The organism is Streptomyces liliiviolaceus, assembly GCF_018070025.1.
GTDB classification, from domain to species: domain Bacteria; phylum Actinomycetota; class Actinomycetes; order Streptomycetales; family Streptomycetaceae; genus Streptomyces; species Streptomyces liliiviolaceus.
The window spans coordinates 1,649,967-1,667,844 of record NZ_JAGPYQ010000001.1 but is presented as its reverse complement, the minus strand read 5'-3'; the positions used below and the strand labels follow the sequence as shown (position 1 = coordinate 1,667,844).

Below are 17,878 nucleotides of genomic sequence, written 5' to 3'. Positions count from 1 at the left end.
ACAAGAATCCTCAGAAGGACAGAGAACAGATGAGTCTCAGCCCGGGTGACGCCCTCACTTCACATAATTTCGGTCTCCAGATCGACGGCGTGATGGTCGAGTACCTCGCCGAGGTCAACGGCCTCAGCATCGAACAGGACGTCATCAAGCACCTGTCGAACTCGGCGCAGGGCCGGCCCGAGGTCAGCCTGATGCCCGGCGTGCAGAAGGACGGGCAGTGCACCGTCGTGCGCGGCATGACGCAGTCGCCGGCCTTCACGACCTGGATCAACGACTCGATCACGGGCCAGATGAGCACGGCCCGCAAGAACGCGTCGATCATCATGATGGATTACCAGAACAACCCGGTGAAGCGTTACAACATGCGCAACGCCTGGTGTTCCAAGATCGACGCCAGCGCGCTGAAGGCCGGCGAGGCCCAGGCGCTCACCGAGACCGTGACCATCGTCTTCGAAGAACTGGTCATCGAGTAATGCGCCGTACTGCTGCCAGGGCGGGCGCGGGCCCGGTCGTGGACGCACCGGTACCGGAGCCGGTGGCGGCGCCGGAGCAGTTCTCTGCTCCGGCGCCCGCCGCCGCTCCGGCGCCGGCGCCCGCGCCGGTGGCACAACCGCTGCGCACGGAGTTCCCCTTCGAGCTTCCGCGCGGCTACGTCGACGACGCGGGCACGGTGCACCGGGACGGCGTGATGCGTCTGGCCACCGCCCGCGACGAGTTGATCCCGCTGCGGGACGTCCGTGTCCAGGAGAACCCCGCCTATCTGTCGGTGGTCCTGCTGGGCCGGGTCATCACCCGCCTCGGCACACTGGCGATGGTCCACGACGGCATCGTGGAGAACATGTTCGCCTCCGACCTCGCGTTCCTGCAGGACTTCTACCGGCAGGTCAACGCCGAGGGCCACACCCGCGCCTCCGTGGAGTGCCCCCACTGCTCGGAGCCCTTCGAGGTCGAACTCGGCGGGAGCCGCCTGGGGGAATCGTGACGTACGCGACCGACCGGCTGCACGAGGAGATCGCGTACGTCGCCTACCACTTCCACTGGAGCCTGGAGACGATCCTGGATCTCGAACACCAGGACCGGCGCCGCTATACGGAACAGATCGCGTCCCTGGTGACCCGGGGCGGGGCGGAGGGCTGATCGGTGGGGTTCCTCGACCGACTGAGGGGCGGCACGGCGGCATCGGCCGCACGGCCCGCTCCCACGGGAGCGCATACGGACACGGGTACGGGTGCTGGTGCCGTACCCGCTGCGGCCGTTACCGGTACGTCCGCCGCGGCCACGGCCTCCGCGGGGGCGGTACCGGCCGCGGTGGTCGGCTGGACGGGGCTGCCGCCGATCCAGCGGTCCGCCCTGGGCCCCACCGGGGTCGCCGACTCCGGGTTCGGCGGCCGGCTGAGCACCTGGCAGAACCCGTCCCTCACCGGGACCCTGTCCCACGCCGTCCTCGACGCGGCGCCGGGCGGGCTGATCAGGAACGCGCTCACCACGTCGGCCGGGCCCGTCTCCGGACTCGAACCGCCCTCGCGCGTCCTGCCGGTGGCGGGGCCCGACGTGCCCGAGGACGCACCGTCCCCGGCGGCCGGCGCGGCGACACCGGTACAGCGCGCGTCCCTGCCCGTCACGGCGTCCCGCCCGACGGGTCCCCGGGTGACCGCGGCACCCCCGAGGCCCCACCGGCAGAGCCAGCTGACCAGGGCGCCCGCCACGCCCGCAGTACAGCGGCGGGCTCTGCCGGTGGCCCAGCGCCCGGCCGCGCCCGCCACGCGGGCATCGGCTCCGGCTCCGGCCCCTGCCGCCGCCACTTCGCCCGGACCCCTTCCGTCCGGGCCCAGTTCGTCGGGTGCCTCTTCGTCAGGTCCAGCTTCGCCAGGTCCCGCTCCGTCAGGTCCCGCTCCGTCAGGTCCCGCTTCGTCTGACCTCGCCCAGCCGGGTCCCGCCCCGTCGGCTCCGGCTTCGTCGGGTCCCGTCTCGTCGGGTGCTCCGGCGGCGGGGGTCACGCGGTCGGGTTCCACGGCGTCGCGCGCCGCCGAGCCCAGTGCGGGCGCACCCGTGAAGGCGCCCTCCGCGGGTGCGGGGGTCAATGTCCAGCGTGCCCCGGCGGCCGGTCCGGTCGGAACACCGACCCCGGCCCGTCCCGGCAACCCGGCTCCGGCCGGACCCGCACGGCCCGCGTCCGCGCCCTCGTCGACACCCTCGTCGGCGTCGACGTCTCCATCGGCGTCCGGTGGGGCTGCGGCGACCGGCTCCAGCAGCCGTACCGCCGGAACCAGCGGCGCGGGAAGCAACCCCGGTAGCCCGGCGCCCCGTTCGACCAGCGGACCGGCGCTCAACGTCCAGCGGGCCCCCGCGACCCGCCCGGCCGAAACACCGGCCCGCACGGGCAACCCGGCTCCGGCCGGTCCCGGTCCCGTACCCCCGGCATCCGCGTCGAGCAGCGCTACGGCGACCGGCGCCGGCGGCACGCAGGGCAACCCCGCCACCCCGGCGCCCCGCACCACCAGCGGACCGGCGCTCAACGTCCAGCGAGCCTCCGCGACCCGCCCCACCGAAACACCCGCCCCCACGGGCAACCCGACCGCGACCGGACCCGTACGACCCGGGTCCTCATCGGCGTCCGGTGAAGCTGCGGCGACCGGCTCCAGCAGCCGTACCACCAGCGGACCGGCAGTCAATGTCCAGCGAGCCCCCGCGACCCGCCCCGCCGAAACACCCGCCCCCACGGGCAACCCGGCTCCGGCCGGTCCCGGTCCCGTACCCCCCGCATCCGCGTCGAGCAGCGCTACGGCGACCGGCGCCGGCGGCACGCAGGGCAACCCCGCCACCCCGGCGCCCCGCACCACCAGCGGACCCGCGGTCAACGTCCAGCGAGCCGCGGCGACGAGCCCGACAGGACCCGTACGACCCGCATCCGCATCCCCATCCGCGCCCACGACCGGTGCAGGTACAGGTGCGGGTACGGGAGCCGGTCCCGCCAGCCCGGTGACCCGTACCCATGGGCCCGCGCTCAACGTCCAGCGGGCAAGGGCCGGTTCGCCCGGTACACCGGCCCGCACGGAGAGCCCGGCCGCCCCTGCCGGTCCCGGCCACGCAGTGACCCGTACCAGCGGACCCGCGCTCAACGTCCACCGTGCGCAGGCGAATTCGAGGGGCGCGGCGCCTGCGCCCGCCCCGTCACCCGCCTCCGCACCCGCACCCGCACCCGCACCCGCACCCACTACGAACACGCCCTCGGTATCGGCCTCGGCCGCCACCGGCCCCGCGGCGGCGGTCACCCCCGTCACGGTCCAGAGGGCTACCGCCGGACCCGTCCCGGCGGTAGAGGCCCGACAGCAGACGGCCGCCCCCCAAGGCCCCGCCTCTGCCCCCGCTCCTGCCCCCGCGCCCGCCGCTACCGGCAGCGCCCCCGTCCGCGTCCAGAGGGCGGCAGCTTCTCCCAGCCGTACGGCGGGCGCGTCCGCCGGGGCACCGGTCGGTCCGAGCGGTGTCACGGCTCCCGCCAACAGCGCCGCGGCCACCGCCCCTTCGGGCACGGCACCCGTCGTCCAGAGGGCGACCGCCGGGCCCACCGGGCACGGGACGCCGTCGGCATCCGGCCCCGCCGCCGCGAACCCGCCCGCTTCCGGGCCGGGCCAGACCGCCCCGGTCGCCCCGGCCGGCTCGGGCCCGTACCCGGTGCAGCGCAGTGCCTCCACCGGCGTACGGCGTATGGGGCTCGGCGCGCCGACGGCGGGGGACCCGTCCGTCACCCGCGCACCGGCCACTCGCCCCGGTCCGACGGCGCAGCTTCCCGTCACCTCGGCCACCCCGCCCTCGACCCTGCCGACCGGTCCCGCCGAGCGTCCGCACACCCCGGCCGTGCCGCCGGCACTCCCGACCCCGGCGGCGGTCGCTCCTGCGTCCGCCCCGGTGGTCCAACGCGCCGCCGCGCCCGCCCCGCCCGCCGCTCGGCAGCGGCCCCTGCTCGGCGCTCCCCTCTCCGCCCCGCCCGCGGACGCGCGGCCCCTCTCCGGGCGTACGTCCACGGCCGGTTCGGCCCCGGCCGGACCGCCCTCCGTGCAGCGTGCACCCGCACCCACACCCGCACAGGCCCCCGCGCCCGCACCATCCCCCTCACCTTCACCCACATCCGTATCCGCACCGCCGGCTCAACCCCTGCGCCGCCCGGCCGTGCCCCTCTCCGCCCCGTCGGCCAACGGCCTCTCCGTGCAGCGCGCCGCGACCGCGCCCTCCGCGGTGGTCCCCTCCGCCACGGCCGGCAGAGCCGTGAGCAGCGGACAGGCACCGGCGTCGGCGCCCGCACCGATGCCGGCACCCGCGCCCATGCGTGCCCTCACCCCCGACCGTGCCCTCGCCCCGGCCCTCACGCCCACGGCACCCCCCGCACAGCAGCGCCCCGTGTCCCCGGCCCCCGTGCCGCTGCGCCGCCCGGCGTCCGCGCCCGGCCGGTCCGGGCCGGCGGTCGTGCAGCGGGCCGTCGCGCCCGGTGCTCCCGTGGGCCGTGCCGTGCCGCTCCTCGCGGCCGGCGCAGCCGCTCCCGCCGGGCCCACCGGACCCGTCAGTACGGCTCCGCCCGCGCAGCCGCTGACGGTTCCGAAGGCGTACCCGGCGCCGGCGGTCGTCCAGCGTCAGGCGGTCGCCGCACCCCGGACGGCCGCGGCACCCGCACCGGCACCGACGCCCCCGCCGCTCCCCACGCCCGCGCCCGTCCCCGTACAACGCGCCCCGCAGCAGGCCCTGTTGCCGACGTCCGCGAGGGCCACCACCGCCGTGTCCACGGTCACGGCACACGGAACCTCGTCGCGCGGCTCGTCCGGGTCGGGCTCCGGCGACGATCCGCCGCCCTACGAGCAGGGCGGCCCCCCGCCCGCGTACACCGCGGTCGCCAAGGGCCAGTTCGACCCCCGCTCCCTGACCGACTTCCAGCTCGACGAGCTCACGCACCGTCTGATCGGCCGGATCACCCGGCTGATCCGTACCGAACTGCGGCTCGACCGGGAGCGGATCGGCAAGCTCCGCGACCCACGTCGCTGAGCTGCCACCGACCGGCCGAGACCCGCAGCGCCCGCACCGCACCGCCCCGCACCATCCGGCACCACCCCGCATGACCGACGTCCGCAGAAAGGCCGCCCCCGATGCCCCGCGAAGACCCGGGCTCCACCATCTTCTTCACCCTGACCATCGACGGCGAGAGCCTCGGTTACTTCAACGGGTGCGAGGGACTCTCGTCCTCGGTGGAGATCGAGCAACGCCAGGAGGGCGGCAACAACGGGTTCGTCTGGCAGCTTCCGTCCCGTGTCACCTTCTCCAACATCCGGCTGACCCGGCCGCTGACCCCCGACACCACCAAGGTCGCGGCCTGGATCTCGTCCGTGGCCACGGGCATCAAGCGGCCGACCGCGCAGATCGCCGCGCTGCGCGCGGACGGCTCCGAGGTGGCGCACTGGGGGCTGATCGACGTGCTGCCGGTGAGCTGGCAGGGGCCCTCCCTGGACCCGGCCAACCCGAGCGTGGCGACCGAGGTCCTGGAGATCACTCACCACGGGTTCACGGACTGAGGGGCGGGACACCACCATGGCCAAGGGAAGCAAGGGCGCGGGCAAGAGCCTCGTACGCGCCACGATCGCCATTCACGAGCCGCCCGTCGGATCGAGCACCACCCCGGGCGGGCTCATCAAGACGTTCAACTTCGACTTCAACCCCTCGCAGCTGCAGCTGAGCCGGCGCTCCCAGTGGAAGTCCACGCCGGCCGCGGCCGTGCGCGACGGCACGGTCCCGGAGTTCATGGGCCCCGAGCCCCGCGAGATGACGGTCGAGATCTTCCTGGACTCGTCCACGAAGCCGACCAGCAACGCCGTGCTGAAGAACGTGGAGTCCCTGCTGGACTGCTGCGAGGTGACGGCCAAGAGCATCGCCGCGAAGCAACCCTCGCCGCCCTGGGTGGTCTTCCAGTGGGGCTCGTTCTCCACCGCCCGCTTCACCTCGTACGTGAACTCCGTGGACGTCACCTACTCGCTGTTCAGCACGACCGGTGTGCCGATCCGCGCCACCTGCCAGGTGGCGCTGCACGAGATCCCCAGCACGGTGAAGGGCCAGAACCCGACCTCGGGCGCGCTCACCGCGCAGCGGGTGCACCGGGTCGTCGCGGGCGACTCCCTGCAGTCGCTGGCCTGGCGCGAGTACGGCAACGCGTCCGCCTGGCGCGCGATCGCCGAGGCCAACGGGATCGACAACCCCGCCCATCTGCCCACCGGCATCGAACTGGTCCTCCCCTCCGCCGAGGAGGTGCGTCACTGATGGCGAAGACGTCCTTCTCCAACATCATCCACGTCACCATCGACAGCAAGAAGATCCCGCCCGACTACATCAACCTGCTCGTCGCCGGCTGGGCCGACCTCGGCGCGGGCGTGCCCGGCGAGTTCCGGCTCACCTTCCGCGACCCGGACCGGGACGTGCTCGGCAAGCTGAACATCAGGTTCGGCTCCAAGGTGGTCATCGCCCCCGTCGCCGACGGCCAGGGCGCGGGAAGCCCGCTGATCACCGGCGAGGTCACCGGTATGGAGACCGACTACGACGGCACCGGTACGTTCAGTGTCGTCCGCGGCTACGACCCGGGCCACCGGCTGATGCGGGTGCGCCGGGTGGCCGCGTACCGCAACCAGACCGCCTCCGACATCGCGCGCAAGCTGGCCGCGCAGAACGGTGTCGCGATCGGGAAGATCCAGACGACCAAGACGGTCTACGAGTTCATCTCCCAGTCCAATGTGACGGACTGGGACTTTCTCGCGCGGCTCGCCGACGAGAACGAGATGGTGATGTCGCTGGACGCCAAGGGGAAGTTCGAGTTCGCCGAGCCGGACCCGGCCTCCAAGGCACCCCTGTCGACCTCTCCCGAGGACCCGAACCCCCGGGTGCTGCGGGGCCGCGTCGACGTACTGCGCTGCCGGGCCGCCGTCACCGCCGCCGACCAGGTCGACAAGGTCGAGGCGCGCGGCTGGGACATCCCGACCAAGAAGAAGATCGTCGAACTGACGAAGGCGGGCACCTACTCCGGCTTCGCGATCGGGACGACTCCGCAGAAGGCGGCCAACGCCTTCAAGGCCGCCAAGCTGGTGGAGACCGACACCCCGTACGACCGCCGGCCGGAGGTCAAGTTCGCCGCCGCCTCCCTCGCGGACGACATCACCTCGTCGTTCGCCGAGCTGGAGGTCACGGTGCACGGCAACCCCGTGCTGCGCCCCGGGGTGGCCATCGCGCTCACCGACGTGGGCGTGCCCTTCGAGGGCAAGTACACGGTCACCTCGGTACGGCACACCTTCGGCGCGGGCAGTCACTACGAGACGCTGGTGAACGTGAGCGGCCGGCAGTGGCGCTCCCTGTTCGGGCTGACGTCCGGCGGCGGCGCGTCGGCGCCCCGGCTGCCGAGCGTGGCCAACGCGCTCGTCACGGACGTACAGGATCCGCTGAAGCAGGGCCGGGTGAAGCTGCAGTTCCCGTGGCTGGACGACGCCTACGTCAGCGACTGGACGCGGACCGTGCAGCTGGGCGGCAAGAAGGGTGGCGGTATCTTCCCGCTGGACGTCGGGGACGAGGTGCTGGTCGCCTTCGACCGGGGCGCGCTCGACCACCCCTTCGTCATCGGCGGCCTCTACAACGGCGTCGACAAGCCGACCGTCGTGAAGGACGTCGCGCTGCACGACCCGGTCAAGAAGAAGGCGATCCGGCACACCCTGTCCGACCGGGACGGCAACCGGGTGGACCTGCTCAGCCAGCAGACCGGCGCCCGCAAGCAGGGCGTCCGGGTGGCCAGCGGCAACGACAAGCTGATCATCAATCTCGACCGCACCAAGACCGAGATCACCGTGGACAGCAAGGGTGCCGTCAGCATCAAGGGGGGCACCTCGGTGTCCGTCGACGCGGGCACCGACCTGGAGCTGAACGCCAGGCGGAACATCAGCATCAAGAGCGGCGGCATGCTCACCCTTGAGGGCCGCGGGAACGTCAGCCTCAAGTCGCTCGGCGGTCTGACGACCGTGCAGTCGCTGGGCGCCCTGCGCCTCGTCGCGTCCGGCGCCGCGACGCTGACCGCGGGCGGCACCGTGCAGGTCAACTCCATCGGTCAGGTGGCGCTGCGGGCCGTCAACATCGACATCACGGGTCTCGTGATGGTCAACAAGAAGCTGTACCCGATCCCGTGACGGCCAGGACCGTGACAACCAGGACCGTGACGAACAGGAACACGACCGTCACGACCGTGACCACCACGGTCGTGACGACGAGGACGAGAAGGCGGGTGGGTCACTGATGGCCGAGCAGTTCGTCGGATCAGGCTGGGCGTTCCCGCTGCGCATCGGCCCCACCGGGGGCATCGCCATGGTCAGCGGGGAGCGCGAGATCGAGGAGTCCATCCGGCTCGTCCTGTCGACCGCGCCCGGCGAGCGGCCGATGCGCCCCGAGTTCGGCTGCGCCATCCACGACCTGGTGTTCGCCCCGGTCAACGAGGCGACCGCCGGCCGGATCCAGCACGAGGTGTACACGAGCCTCGACCGCTGGGAGCCGCGCATCGAGGTGAGCGACGTCGAGGTGACCGCCGGCTCCGACACCGAGCAGGGCGTGCTCTTCATCGACGTCCGCTACTCGATCCGCGGCACCAACAACCCGCGCAGCCTCGTCTTCCCGTTCTACGTCATCCCCTACCACGAGGAACCCGACCTCCCCGGCCCGGGCGACTCCGCTGAAAGCGACCGCTGATGGCACTGCCCTCCCCGAACCTCGACGACCGCCGCTTCCAGCAGTTCGTCGACGACGCCAAGCGCTACATCCAGCAGCGGGCCCCGGAGTGGACCGACCACAACGTCTCCGACCCGGGCGTCACCCTCGTGGAAACGGTCGCCCACATGGCCGACCAGATCGTCTACCGGCTCAACCGGGTGCCGGAGAAGAACCACCTCGCGTTCCTGGACCTGGTGGGCATCACCCTCTTCCCGCCCTCCGCCGCGCGCACGGACGTCACGTTCTGGCTGTCCGCGCCGCAGGACGAGCCGGTGCTGCTGCCGGTGGGCACCGAGGTCGCCACCACGCGCACCGAGAGCGAGGAGGCCGCGGTCTTCGCCACCGAGGACGAACTGACCATCGTGCCCTGCTCGTTGCGGTACCTCGTGGTGCAGCGCGAGGGCGAGCCCGTCTCCGACCGGACCGCCGACCTCGCCGAGGGCAAGGACCTGATGTGCTTCACCGAGTCCCCGCGGCCCGGTGACTGCATGCTGATCGGACTGGACACCGCCGTCCCGCACTGCGCGGTCGCGATGGAGCTGGACAGCCGCGTCGACGGTGTCGGCGTGGACCCGCGGCAGCCCCCGCTGCTGTGGGAGGCGTGGACCGAGGACGGCTGGGTCGTCTGCGAGGTCGACCGGGACGGCACCGGTGGTCTCAACCGGCCCGGCGAGGTCGTCCTGCACATCCCCGGCGCGCACACCCTGTCGCGCACCGGCGGCCAGGAGGCCGGCTGGCTGCGCTGCCGCGTCACCGAGCCGCTGCCCGACCAGCCCTTCTACACCACCTCGCCGACCGTGCGTTCCGTGGACGCGTTCACGCTGGGCGGCACCACCACGACCGTGCACGCCGAGACCGTGACCGACGAGGCGCTGGGCGAGTCCAGCGGCCTGCCCGGGCAGCGGCTGCGGCTGGCCCACTTCCCCGTGGTCGGCGACACGCCCCCGGTGCTGCTGCAGACCGCCGAGCACGAGGGCTGGACCGACTGGGAGGTCGTCCCGTCGTTCTCGGCGTCCACCCCGCTCGACCGGCACATCACCCTGGACGCGGCGACCGGCGACATCGCCTTCGGCCCGGCGGTACGGGAGCCCGACGGCAGCCTGCGCCAGTACGGGGCGGTGGCACCCAAGGGCGCCGTCATCCGCGCCCGCCGTTACCGCACGGGCGGCGGCCGGGCCGGGAACGTGGCGCGCGGCGCCGTGCAGGTGCTGCGCACCTCCGTCCCGTACGTCTCCGAGGTCGTCAACCGGGAGGCGGCGCGCGGCGGCGTCGACGGCGAGACGGTGGAGGAGGCGAAGACGCGCGCGCCCATCACGCTGCGCGCCCAGGAGCGGGCGGTGACCCTGCGCGACTACGAGGAGCTGGCCCGCCGTGCCGCGCCCGAGACGGCCCGCATCACCTGTCTGGAGGGCGACGAGGGCGAGCACGGGGCGTACGCGGTACGGGTGCTGGTGGTCCCCCAGGCCGTACCGGACCCCGGTGGCCGGCTGCGCTTCGAGCAACTGGTGCCCGGCGACGCGCTGTTGCACCGCATCACCCGGCACCTGGACGAACGGCGCCTGATCGGCACGCGCCTGGCGGTGGGCCCGCCGTTCTACCAGGGCATCACGGTGGTCGCGACGGTGCACGCCTTCCGCGGCACCGACACGGACCGGGTACGCCGTCAGGCGCACGACGCCCTGTACCGGCACCTGGACCCGCTGACCGGCGGCGCCGACGGGCGGGGCTGGCGCTTCGGCCGGCCCGTGCAGTCCGGCGAGGTCTTCGCCGTCCTCCAGCGCGTTCCCGGTGTCGAACTGGTCGACGAGGTCCAGCTCCACCCGGCCGACCCGCTGACCGGCAAGCGCGGCGACCCGACGGACCGCATCGACCTCGCCGCGCCGTCCCTGGTCTTCTCCTTCGACCACCGCGTCCGAGTGATCGGAGATCGCGCGTGACCCCCGGCCGGCCGAAGCCCTCGGACCCACGCCCGGCCCCCGCCGCCCCGCGGGGCTCCCGGGCACGGACCGCCCACGCCCGAATCCACCGCACCGGCACCGCGTCCCTGGGGTACCGGGCACGGACCACACACACCGGAAGCCGCCACTCGGCCACCGCGGCACGCCCCGCGGGGCGTACGGCCCGCGCCGCTGGCCCGGCTCGTGCGGTCGCGTGCGGCTCGTGGGCCGTCGCCGCTGCCCCGGGCGGGTACGCGCGCGTGAAGGGAGTCCGGCCGTGAGGGGCTCCATCGACGGGCTGGGATCCTCCGCGCCCATCGGGATGACACTGCCCGCCGTGTTCGCCGACGACGATCTGGCGCAGCGCTTCGTCGGCGGGCTCGACGACGTCCTCGCGCCGATCCTGGCCGTCCTCGACAACCTGGACTCCTACTTCACGCCGTCCCTGGCACCGGTGGACTTCACCCGGTGGCTGGCCGGCTGGGTCGGCGCCGAGACCGACGGCAGCGAGCCCGAGGACCGGCTGCGCGCCGCCGTCGCCGCCGCCGCGTACCTGCACCGGGTACGGGGCACCAGCCGCGGTCTGTCGGAGGCGGTGCGCCTGGTGTTCGGCGTGGCCCCGGAGATCACCGAGAGCGGCGGCGCCTCCTGGGACGCCCGGCCGCTCGGCCCGGTCCCCGGCGACCGCCGCCCGCGTCTGCACGTAGCTCTACGGCTGCCCGATCCGACCCGCGCGGACGAACACCGCCTCGACAGCCTGGTGGCAGCCGCCCGTCCCGCCCACATGCCCTACACGGTCCAGGTGACCGCCGCCGAAAGGACTCCCGAGAGATGACCAGCCCGAACTCCGGTACGGGACAGGAGCCGGCGCGCAGCTGTGCCGAGTGCGGCACCCGCGCGGAGCCCGGCCAGTCCTTCTGCGATTCCTGCGGTGCGGTACTCGGCTGGGGAACCGGCCGCAACGCCGCGGCCCCGGTGCCCGCGGCGGCCGCCGCCCCGGCGCGCGACTCCGCGACCGGCCGCGGGGCCGACAACGATCCGGGCGGCGCTCCGGGCGGCGCTGCGAGCAGTGCCGCGGGCGGCGACCCGCGCAACGACACGGGACGGGACGCGTTCGCGGTGCCCGGCTCCGGTGCTGGCGCCGGTGCCGGTGCGGGTGCGGGGACGGCCCGCACGGCCCAGGCCACCCCGGCCGCCCCGGCCACGGCGGCCGATCCGGCCGCGGGCCACAGCGCGGGCCACCCCGCCGGGGCCGACACCCACCAGCGCGCCGCCGCCCCGTCCGCCCCGCCCGCGGCCACCCCGCCGAACGCCGCCGTCCCCGAACAGCGGAACCCGGCACCGGCGCCCGCGCCCGCGTCCCCGGCCGCACCGGCCGACCCGGTGGCCCCCGACATCTTCTCCGCGCTCACCCGGACGGCCGGCGGCGGCCACGCGGACGACACCGACACCGAGCCGCGCGTGGGCCTCGGGCACGGCGCCCCGGCACCGTCGTCCCCCGCTCCCTCCACCGCCGACGCCGACGCCGCGGGCGAGCGGGCCAGGTCGCTCCTCATCCCCGTGAACGACCCCGAACCCCGGGCTCCGGTCACCCCCGCCGTCGCCCCGGTGCTGCCGGGCGTCCCGCTGGCGGGCCGCCCCCAGGTCCGTACCCCGGGCCCCGAGTCCGGCCCGCTGGACGGCCCGCCGTGCCCGTGGTGCTCCACCCCCAACCGGCCCGACCGGCACTTCTGCGCCCGCTGCGCCATGCCCATGGAAGGCGGCCCGCGTCCGCCGGAGCGGCAGACCTGGTGGCGCCGCCTGCTGAACTTCGGCAACGGGGACATCCCGTGGGCGGGCGAACGCCCCCGTCTGCGCCGCGGCTTCGGCCGCATCATGAACTGGGTCGTCGGCGCCGCCGTGATCGGCCTGATCATCGCCCTGATCGCCAACATCGGCGACGGCATCGACGCGACCCGCGACCACTTCGCCAAGCGCGCCCCGGTCGGCCCGGACAGCTTCAGGGCGTCCCGCTCGTACCCCGGGCACAGCCAGAAGCTCGCCTTCGACGGCCTCAGCAACACCTGGTGGGGACCGGGCGTCTCGCAGGCAGGTGAGGGCGAGTGGATCGAGGCCCGCTTCGACACCCCGACCCGGCTGCTGGACGTGGTGATCACCTCGGGCGTCTCGGCCAAGCAGGAGCACCTCCAGGAGTCGGCCCTCCCGAAGCGCATCGAGGCGCAGATCACCACCGCCGACGGAAAGAAGAGCAGCCGGTTCATCACCCTCGACCGGGTCGCGGGCGGCCAGGCACGCAAGTTCCGGGTGGGCGAGGTCGTCGCGGTGCGGTTCATCCTGCGCTCGGCGTACGCCGCCGACGCCAAGAAGCAGGTGTCGATCGCCGAGATCGAGTTCTTCGGCCGCTCGAACACCAGCAGGTCGTGATGAGCGCCACGGTGCCGACAAGGGCTGAAAACGGCCATCCCTGATGACTTATGACCCGCCCCGACCGCATCATGTGCAGGTTGTTGTCTCACGATGCGGTCGGGGTTGACGTGGCCATGGGGAAGAACGGAATACGTGCGGTGGGCGCCGTGGCGGGCTGCGCCCTGCTGCTCGCGGGCTGCGGCGGGCCGGAGGGCGACAAGGCCGGCGCCGCCGACCGCGACCCCCTCACGGTCGCCAAGGCCCCCGCCCGCATCCCCGTACCGGTGGGCAGGGGCAGCAAGGTCGACAGCGACTTCAACGGCGACGGCCACCGCGACCTCGTACTCAACGATCTCGTGAAGCGTGACACGCACGGGGACGACGCCGGCATCGGGATCGTGTACGGCTCGGCCGACGGACTCGCCCCCGGGGCACGGCAGTTGCTGAGCCCCGCGCAGCACGCGGCCACCACCAAGGGCCAGTCGCCCGCCGTCTTCGACGCGGAGGCGAGCTGCGACCTGGACAAGGACGGCTTCACCGACCTCGTCGTGTCGACCGACCCGCCGTACGACGGCCAGGGGCAGCCGCCGGTACCGCTGCAGATCCTCTTCGGCTCGGCCCGGGGCCTGTCCGGCAAGGCCGTGAAGCTGGCGATCCCCGCGCAGGCACGTTTCGGCAACGACTGGCCGGACCAGCCGGTGTGCGGCGACTTCAACGGCGACGGGGCGGCCGACCTCGTCGTGCACGCCTCCGACGGCCGCCTCAGCTATCTGCGCGGCCCCTTCACCCGCAAGGGAGCCCCGAAGGCGGCCGGCGCGCCGCTCGACTCCCCCGGCAACGCCCCTGCGCCGCCCGCCGTGGACGTCGACGGCGACGGCTACGACGACCTGCTGGTGCGTACGGCCGAGGGGTCCGGCACCTCCGACTCCTCGCTCGTCCTGGGCGGACCGACGGGCCCCACCGGCACCGCGGTCGCCCTCCCGAAGGGCGTCGACGTCGCCTTCGGCCAGTTCGGCAAGGGCAAGGGACTCGACGCGGCGATCGGCACACTGCGCGCCACGGCCCTGCGGTACGAGGTCCCGGGCACCCTGCGCGCCGAACTCGCCGTCGCCGGTACGGTCCTGGACGCCGGGGACTTCGACGGCGACGGGGTGAGCGAACTGGTCTCCAGCGGCTCGCAGTTGAGGATCATCAAGGGCCGCGCGGGCGGCCTGTCCACGTCCGGCATGGTGACCGTGCAGCCGCCCGCCGGGGGCACCACCCGGGTCCTGACGGTGGCCGACTTCGACGGCGACGAGCGGGCCGACCTGGTGGTGCGCACCTACCGCGGGGACACCGAGGACACGATCGCCGTGTACCCGGGCGCGAAGAAGACCCTGATCGCACGCAAGCCCGCGCTCACCTTCTCCACGTCGGAGTTCCTCGGCGCGGAGAGCTGATGCGCCGCGCGGGCCCTTCGCGGGCCGCCGTCGCACTGCTCGCCGCCGGCTGCTGCCTGCTCACGGGCTGCGCCGGCGGTTCCCCCGACGACCCCGCCACCCCCACCCGCACGAAGCCCAGCACGGGAAAACCCGCCACGGACCCCCGCCCCGGCGACTTCAACGGCGACGGCTACGACGACTTCACGACGGTCCTCACTTCCCGGTCGAAGGACGAGTCCCGTTCCGAGGAGACCCTGGTGGTGGTCTACGGCTCCCGCGACGGCCTGGCCCCGGCCACGGCGAAGCGGACCTCACCGGGCGCCGACTTCGCGTACTTCACTTCCCCCCTGCGCACCGACCTCGACGGCGACGGTTACACCGACCTGGTCGTCGGCCGCGGCAGAGGCGACTCCCGCCTGACGGCCCTCGCCTTCTTCGGCGGCCCCCGCGGCCTGGGCCCCGCCACCGAACTCACCGCCCTGCCCGAGGGGTTCCGGCCGCTCGCCGCGGCCGACTTCGACGGCGACGGCTCGACCGACCTGCTCGACGGCGGGCAGGGCGGCACGGGCGACCCCGCCGCGACCGGACCGGGCTCCGGCGGACTGCTCCTCCACGGCCCCTTCGACCGCGAGGGCACCCCGAAGCGCCAGGCCGCGCTCGACCTGGGCCAGCACGGATACGCGACACCCACCACGGCCACCACCGGCGACTTCGACGCCGACGGGAAGGCGGAGGTGGTGTTCACGTACGCGTTCGACGCGGAGGAGGACGAGAGCGCGCCCGACGATCTCCACACGGTCGGCTACTACGAGGGGGACGAAGCCGGCCTGGTCCGCGACCCGGCGCGCGAGCCGGCCATCACCGAAGCCGTGGAGACCTTCGACGGCCCCCGCACCCCGGCCACGGGCGACGCGGACGGCGACGGCGTCGACGACCTGCTGCTGCCCACCCAACTGAAGGCGGCCCCGGCCGACATGCCGGCCGAGGGCGGCGCGCTCACCATCCTGTACGGGGACCGGTCGGGCCTGGGCGGCGGACGCGAGAAGTCGGTGATCGAGGGCGAGGGCGGCGCGAAACGGCGTATCGACTACGGCAGTTCACCGGCCACCGGGGACGTGAACGGTGACGGCCGACCGGACATCGTCGTCAACACCCCGGACTTCCGGCGCCACGACGGCAAGGTCACACTGCTGCCGGGCGGACCCGGAGGCGTCCCGTCGGCGGCCGGCGAACAGACCGTCGACACCGAGACCCCCGGCCTGCCCGGCACCCCGAACCCGCACCACTGGAACGCCTTCGACCACCAGCCCCCACTGCTCGACGTGAACGGCGACGACCACACCGACGCGGTGGTCTTCGCCCCGCTCTACGACCAGCGCAAGGGCGCGTTCCTGGTCCTGCGCGGCACGGACGACGGCTTCACCCCGACGAAAACCCAACTCTTCACCCCGAACGAGCTGGGCGTGCCCTTGCGCCTGAAGTAACGCGCTCCGCAGGCCGGTCAGAAGGGTGCGGCCCGGTGGGGGCGAGCCGCGCAGTTCCCCGCGCCCCCAGGAAGCTGACGCGGACGGCCCCCCACGCCCCAAAGAACCGCGGGGAACGGCTCAGCCCTTCACTTCCAGGGGCACGGGGAACGGCGCAACCTTTTGCCTCTAGGGGCGCGGGGAACGGCGCAGTCTTTTGTCTTTAGGGGCGCGGGGAACTGCGCGACCAGCCCCCACCGGCCCGCAGATCACCATCACGCCCGCACAACCCCACCCCTACTCCAGGTGTCACACAGGTGAACGAACGGACCCGCCCGGTCCCGGCCACCCGGCCACCCCTTTGAAGCCACCCCGCCCCCCGGAGGCCCCCGTGCGCATACGGACGTACGCCGTCACCGCCGCCACCGTCGCCGCAGCGGCCACCTCGGCCCTGGCCCTCGCCGCCCCCGCGGCAACCGCAGCCGTGCCCCAACCCTCCCCCTCCACCAGTGACTTCAACGGTGACGGCTACCCCGACCTGGCCGTCGGCGTGCCGGACGGCGCCGTCGCGGGCAAGGCGAGAGCCGGGTACGTCAACGTCCTGTGGGGCGGCAAGAAGGGCATCGGCGCCCACGGCAGCATCCGCATCACCCAGTCCACCCCCGAAGTACCCGGCACCCCCGAGGCCGGCGACCGCTTCGGCGCCTCCGTGCTCCTGGAGGACCTCAACGGCGACGGCATCGCGGAACTGCTCGCCGGCGCGCCCGGCGAGGACATCACCGGTCGCGGCACGGACGCCGGCGTGGTCGTCGTCGTGGGCGGCGCGAAGGGCGGCCCGGGCCCCGGCGCCAACGTCACCACCGGCCCCGCCGCCTCCGCCGCGTACGGGCAGTCGGTCGCCGCGGCAGACCTGACCGGCGACGGCAGCAGGGACATCGTGGTCGGCGGCAAGGACAAGGTGGTCCTGCGCACCGCCGACGGCCTCGCCGCGACCGTGGTCAGCGCCCCCATGGGCGGCCGTGCCCCGATCCTGACCACCGGCGACTTCACCGGCGACGGTGCCGCGGACCTGGCGGTGGGCTACTGGACGAACGACCCGTTCACCCAGTCCCACGTACGGATCTGGGCCTGGGAGAAGGCCGAGCAGGCCCTGGCCAACGTGTGGAACACCGACAACGCCGGCGTCTCCGCCCTCGCCTCCGGCGACTTCGACGGCGACGGCCACGACGACCTGGCCCTCGGCGAGTGCCGCGAGATCGCCGACGAGAACATCGACGACCCGTGCGGCCCCGAGGAGTACGCGTACGGCGGCGGTATCCACATCCACTACGGCACGGGCTCCGACGGCTCCTTCGGCTTCCGCAAGCAGACCCTGAACCAGGACACGGTCGGCATCACGGGCCGCGCCGAGGCCGGCGACCGCTTCGGCGCGGCCCTCGCCGTGGCCGACCTGAACGGCGACGGCCGCGACGACCTCGTCGCGGGCGCCCCCGGCGAGGCGATCGGCACCCGGGCGAACGCGGGCGCGGTCACCGTCCTGTTCGGCATGAAGAACGGCCTGGTCGACGAGTTCGGCGAAAGCCTCGCGGTCGCGTACAACCAGGGCACCCCGCGCGTGCCGGGCGCGGCGGAGGCGGGGGACGCCTTCGGCGCGGCCGTGGCGACCGGCGACTACGATCACGACGGCAGGAAGGACCTGGCCGTCGGTTCCCCCGGCGAGAACGCCAACTCCGGTGGCCTGTGGGCGTTCCCGCACGCGAGCGTGAACGGCTCCTACGCCCTGACCCCCGCCCGGCTGGGCCTGCCCGCCCCGACGAGCGCGCTCACCTACGGCAAAACCCTGAGCAGCCTCTGACGAAACGTCCGGCCGGCCCCCTAGGGG

15 protein-coding genes are annotated in these 17,878 nt (G+C 73.9%); 14 read left to right on the top strand and 1 reads right to left on the bottom strand.

Going from position 1 to position 17,878, the window contains the following annotated elements; translation table 11 throughout:
• Positions 1 to 29: 29 nt before the first annotated feature.
• From J8N05_RS07360 to J8N05_RS07350, 3 genes are read left to right on the top strand one after another with little or no spacing between them, the layout of a single operon-like run.
• A complete protein-coding gene (locus tag J8N05_RS07360; RefSeq protein ID WP_107018041.1) occupies positions 30 to 473 on the top strand; it encodes a phage tail protein in 444 nt (147 codons plus the stop codon).
• The gene (locus J8N05_RS07355) at positions 473 to 982 is read left to right on the top strand and encodes a hypothetical protein (protein WP_210881648.1); all 510 of its coding nucleotides are present in this window, start codon (positions 473 to 475) and stop codon (positions 980 to 982) included. Before J8N05_RS07360 ends, J8N05_RS07355 begins: the two co-directional genes overlap by 1 nt.
• Positions 979 to 1,137: a DUF6760 family protein gene (locus tag J8N05_RS07350; RefSeq protein ID WP_188114298.1), complete on the top strand. Its 159-nt coding sequence runs from the start codon at positions 979 to 981 to the stop codon at positions 1,135 to 1,137. Before J8N05_RS07355 ends, J8N05_RS07350 begins: the two co-directional genes overlap by 4 nt.
• On the opposite strand, the gene J8N05_RS07345 is transcribed toward J8N05_RS07350, so the two are convergent.
• Positions 1,086 to 4,076, bottom strand: a complete 2,991-nt coding sequence (locus J8N05_RS07345) for a hypothetical protein (protein WP_210881647.1) — start codon at positions 4,074 to 4,076, stop codon at positions 1,086 to 1,088. The two genes, J8N05_RS07350 and J8N05_RS07345, sit on opposite strands and share 52 nt — an antisense overlap.
• A gap of 91 nt (positions 4,077 to 4,167) precedes the next feature.
• On the opposite strand from J8N05_RS07345, the gene J8N05_RS07340 reads away from it, so the two are divergent.
• From J8N05_RS07340 to J8N05_RS07290, 11 genes are all read left to right on the top strand, one after another.
• A complete protein-coding gene (locus J8N05_RS07340; protein ID WP_210881646.1) occupies positions 4,168 to 5,031 on the top strand; it encodes an extensin in 864 nt (287 codons plus the stop codon).
• 101 nt (positions 5,032 to 5,132) lie between these two features.
• The gene (locus J8N05_RS07335; RefSeq protein WP_107018038.1) at positions 5,133 to 5,555 is read left to right on the top strand and encodes a phage tail protein; all 423 of its coding nucleotides are present in this window, start codon (positions 5,133 to 5,135) and stop codon (positions 5,553 to 5,555) included.
• A 16-nt stretch (positions 5,556 to 5,571) separates the two neighbouring features.
• Positions 5,572 to 6,294 carry a CIS tube protein gene (locus J8N05_RS07330; RefSeq protein WP_210881645.1) on the top strand — a complete coding sequence of 241 codons (723 nt, stop codon included), beginning with the start codon at positions 5,572 to 5,574 and terminating at the stop codon, positions 6,292 to 6,294.
• The gene (locus J8N05_RS07325) at positions 6,294 to 8,195 is read left to right on the top strand and encodes a VgrG-related protein (RefSeq protein ID WP_210881644.1); all 1,902 of its coding nucleotides are present in this window, start codon (positions 6,294 to 6,296) and stop codon (positions 8,193 to 8,195) included. The genes J8N05_RS07330 and J8N05_RS07325 overlap by 1 nt, the downstream gene beginning before the upstream one ends.
• A 106-nt stretch (positions 8,196 to 8,301) precedes the next feature.
• Positions 8,302 to 8,748 (top strand): GPW/gp25 family protein, encoded by a 447-nt coding sequence (locus J8N05_RS07320; RefSeq protein ID WP_210881643.1) that lies wholly within the window; start codon positions 8,302 to 8,304, stop codon positions 8,746 to 8,748.
• Positions 8,748 to 10,706 carry a putative baseplate assembly protein gene (locus J8N05_RS07315; protein WP_210881642.1) on the top strand — a complete coding sequence of 653 codons (1,959 nt, stop codon included), beginning with the start codon at positions 8,748 to 8,750 and terminating at the stop codon, positions 10,704 to 10,706. Before J8N05_RS07320 ends, J8N05_RS07315 begins: the two co-directional genes overlap by 1 nt.
• A gap of 277 nt (positions 10,707 to 10,983) precedes the next feature.
• Complete coding sequence (locus J8N05_RS07310) at positions 10,984 to 11,541, top strand: phage tail protein (RefSeq protein ID WP_210881641.1); 558 nt, start codon at positions 10,984 to 10,986, stop codon at positions 11,539 to 11,541.
• Positions 11,538 to 13,130 (top strand): NADase-type glycan-binding domain-containing protein, encoded by a 1,593-nt coding sequence (locus J8N05_RS07305; RefSeq protein ID WP_210881640.1) that lies wholly within the window; start codon positions 11,538 to 11,540, stop codon positions 13,128 to 13,130. Before J8N05_RS07310 ends, J8N05_RS07305 begins: the two co-directional genes overlap by 4 nt.
• A gap of 116 nt (positions 13,131 to 13,246) precedes the next feature.
• Positions 13,247 to 14,551: an FG-GAP repeat domain-containing protein gene (locus tag J8N05_RS07300; RefSeq protein ID WP_210881639.1), complete on the top strand. Its 1,305-nt coding sequence runs from the start codon at positions 13,247 to 13,249 to the stop codon at positions 14,549 to 14,551.
• Positions 14,551 to 16,017 (top strand): FG-GAP and VCBS repeat-containing protein, encoded by a 1,467-nt coding sequence (locus J8N05_RS07295; RefSeq protein WP_210881638.1) that lies wholly within the window; start codon positions 14,551 to 14,553, stop codon positions 16,015 to 16,017. Before J8N05_RS07300 ends, J8N05_RS07295 begins: the two co-directional genes overlap by 1 nt.
• A 370-nt stretch (positions 16,018 to 16,387) precedes the next feature.
• On the top strand, positions 16,388 to 17,851 hold the full coding sequence (locus tag J8N05_RS07290; protein ID WP_210881637.1) for an FG-GAP-like repeat-containing protein: 1,464 nt from the start codon (positions 16,388 to 16,390) through the stop codon (positions 17,849 to 17,851).
• Positions 17,852 to 17,878: the final 27 nt, after the last annotated feature.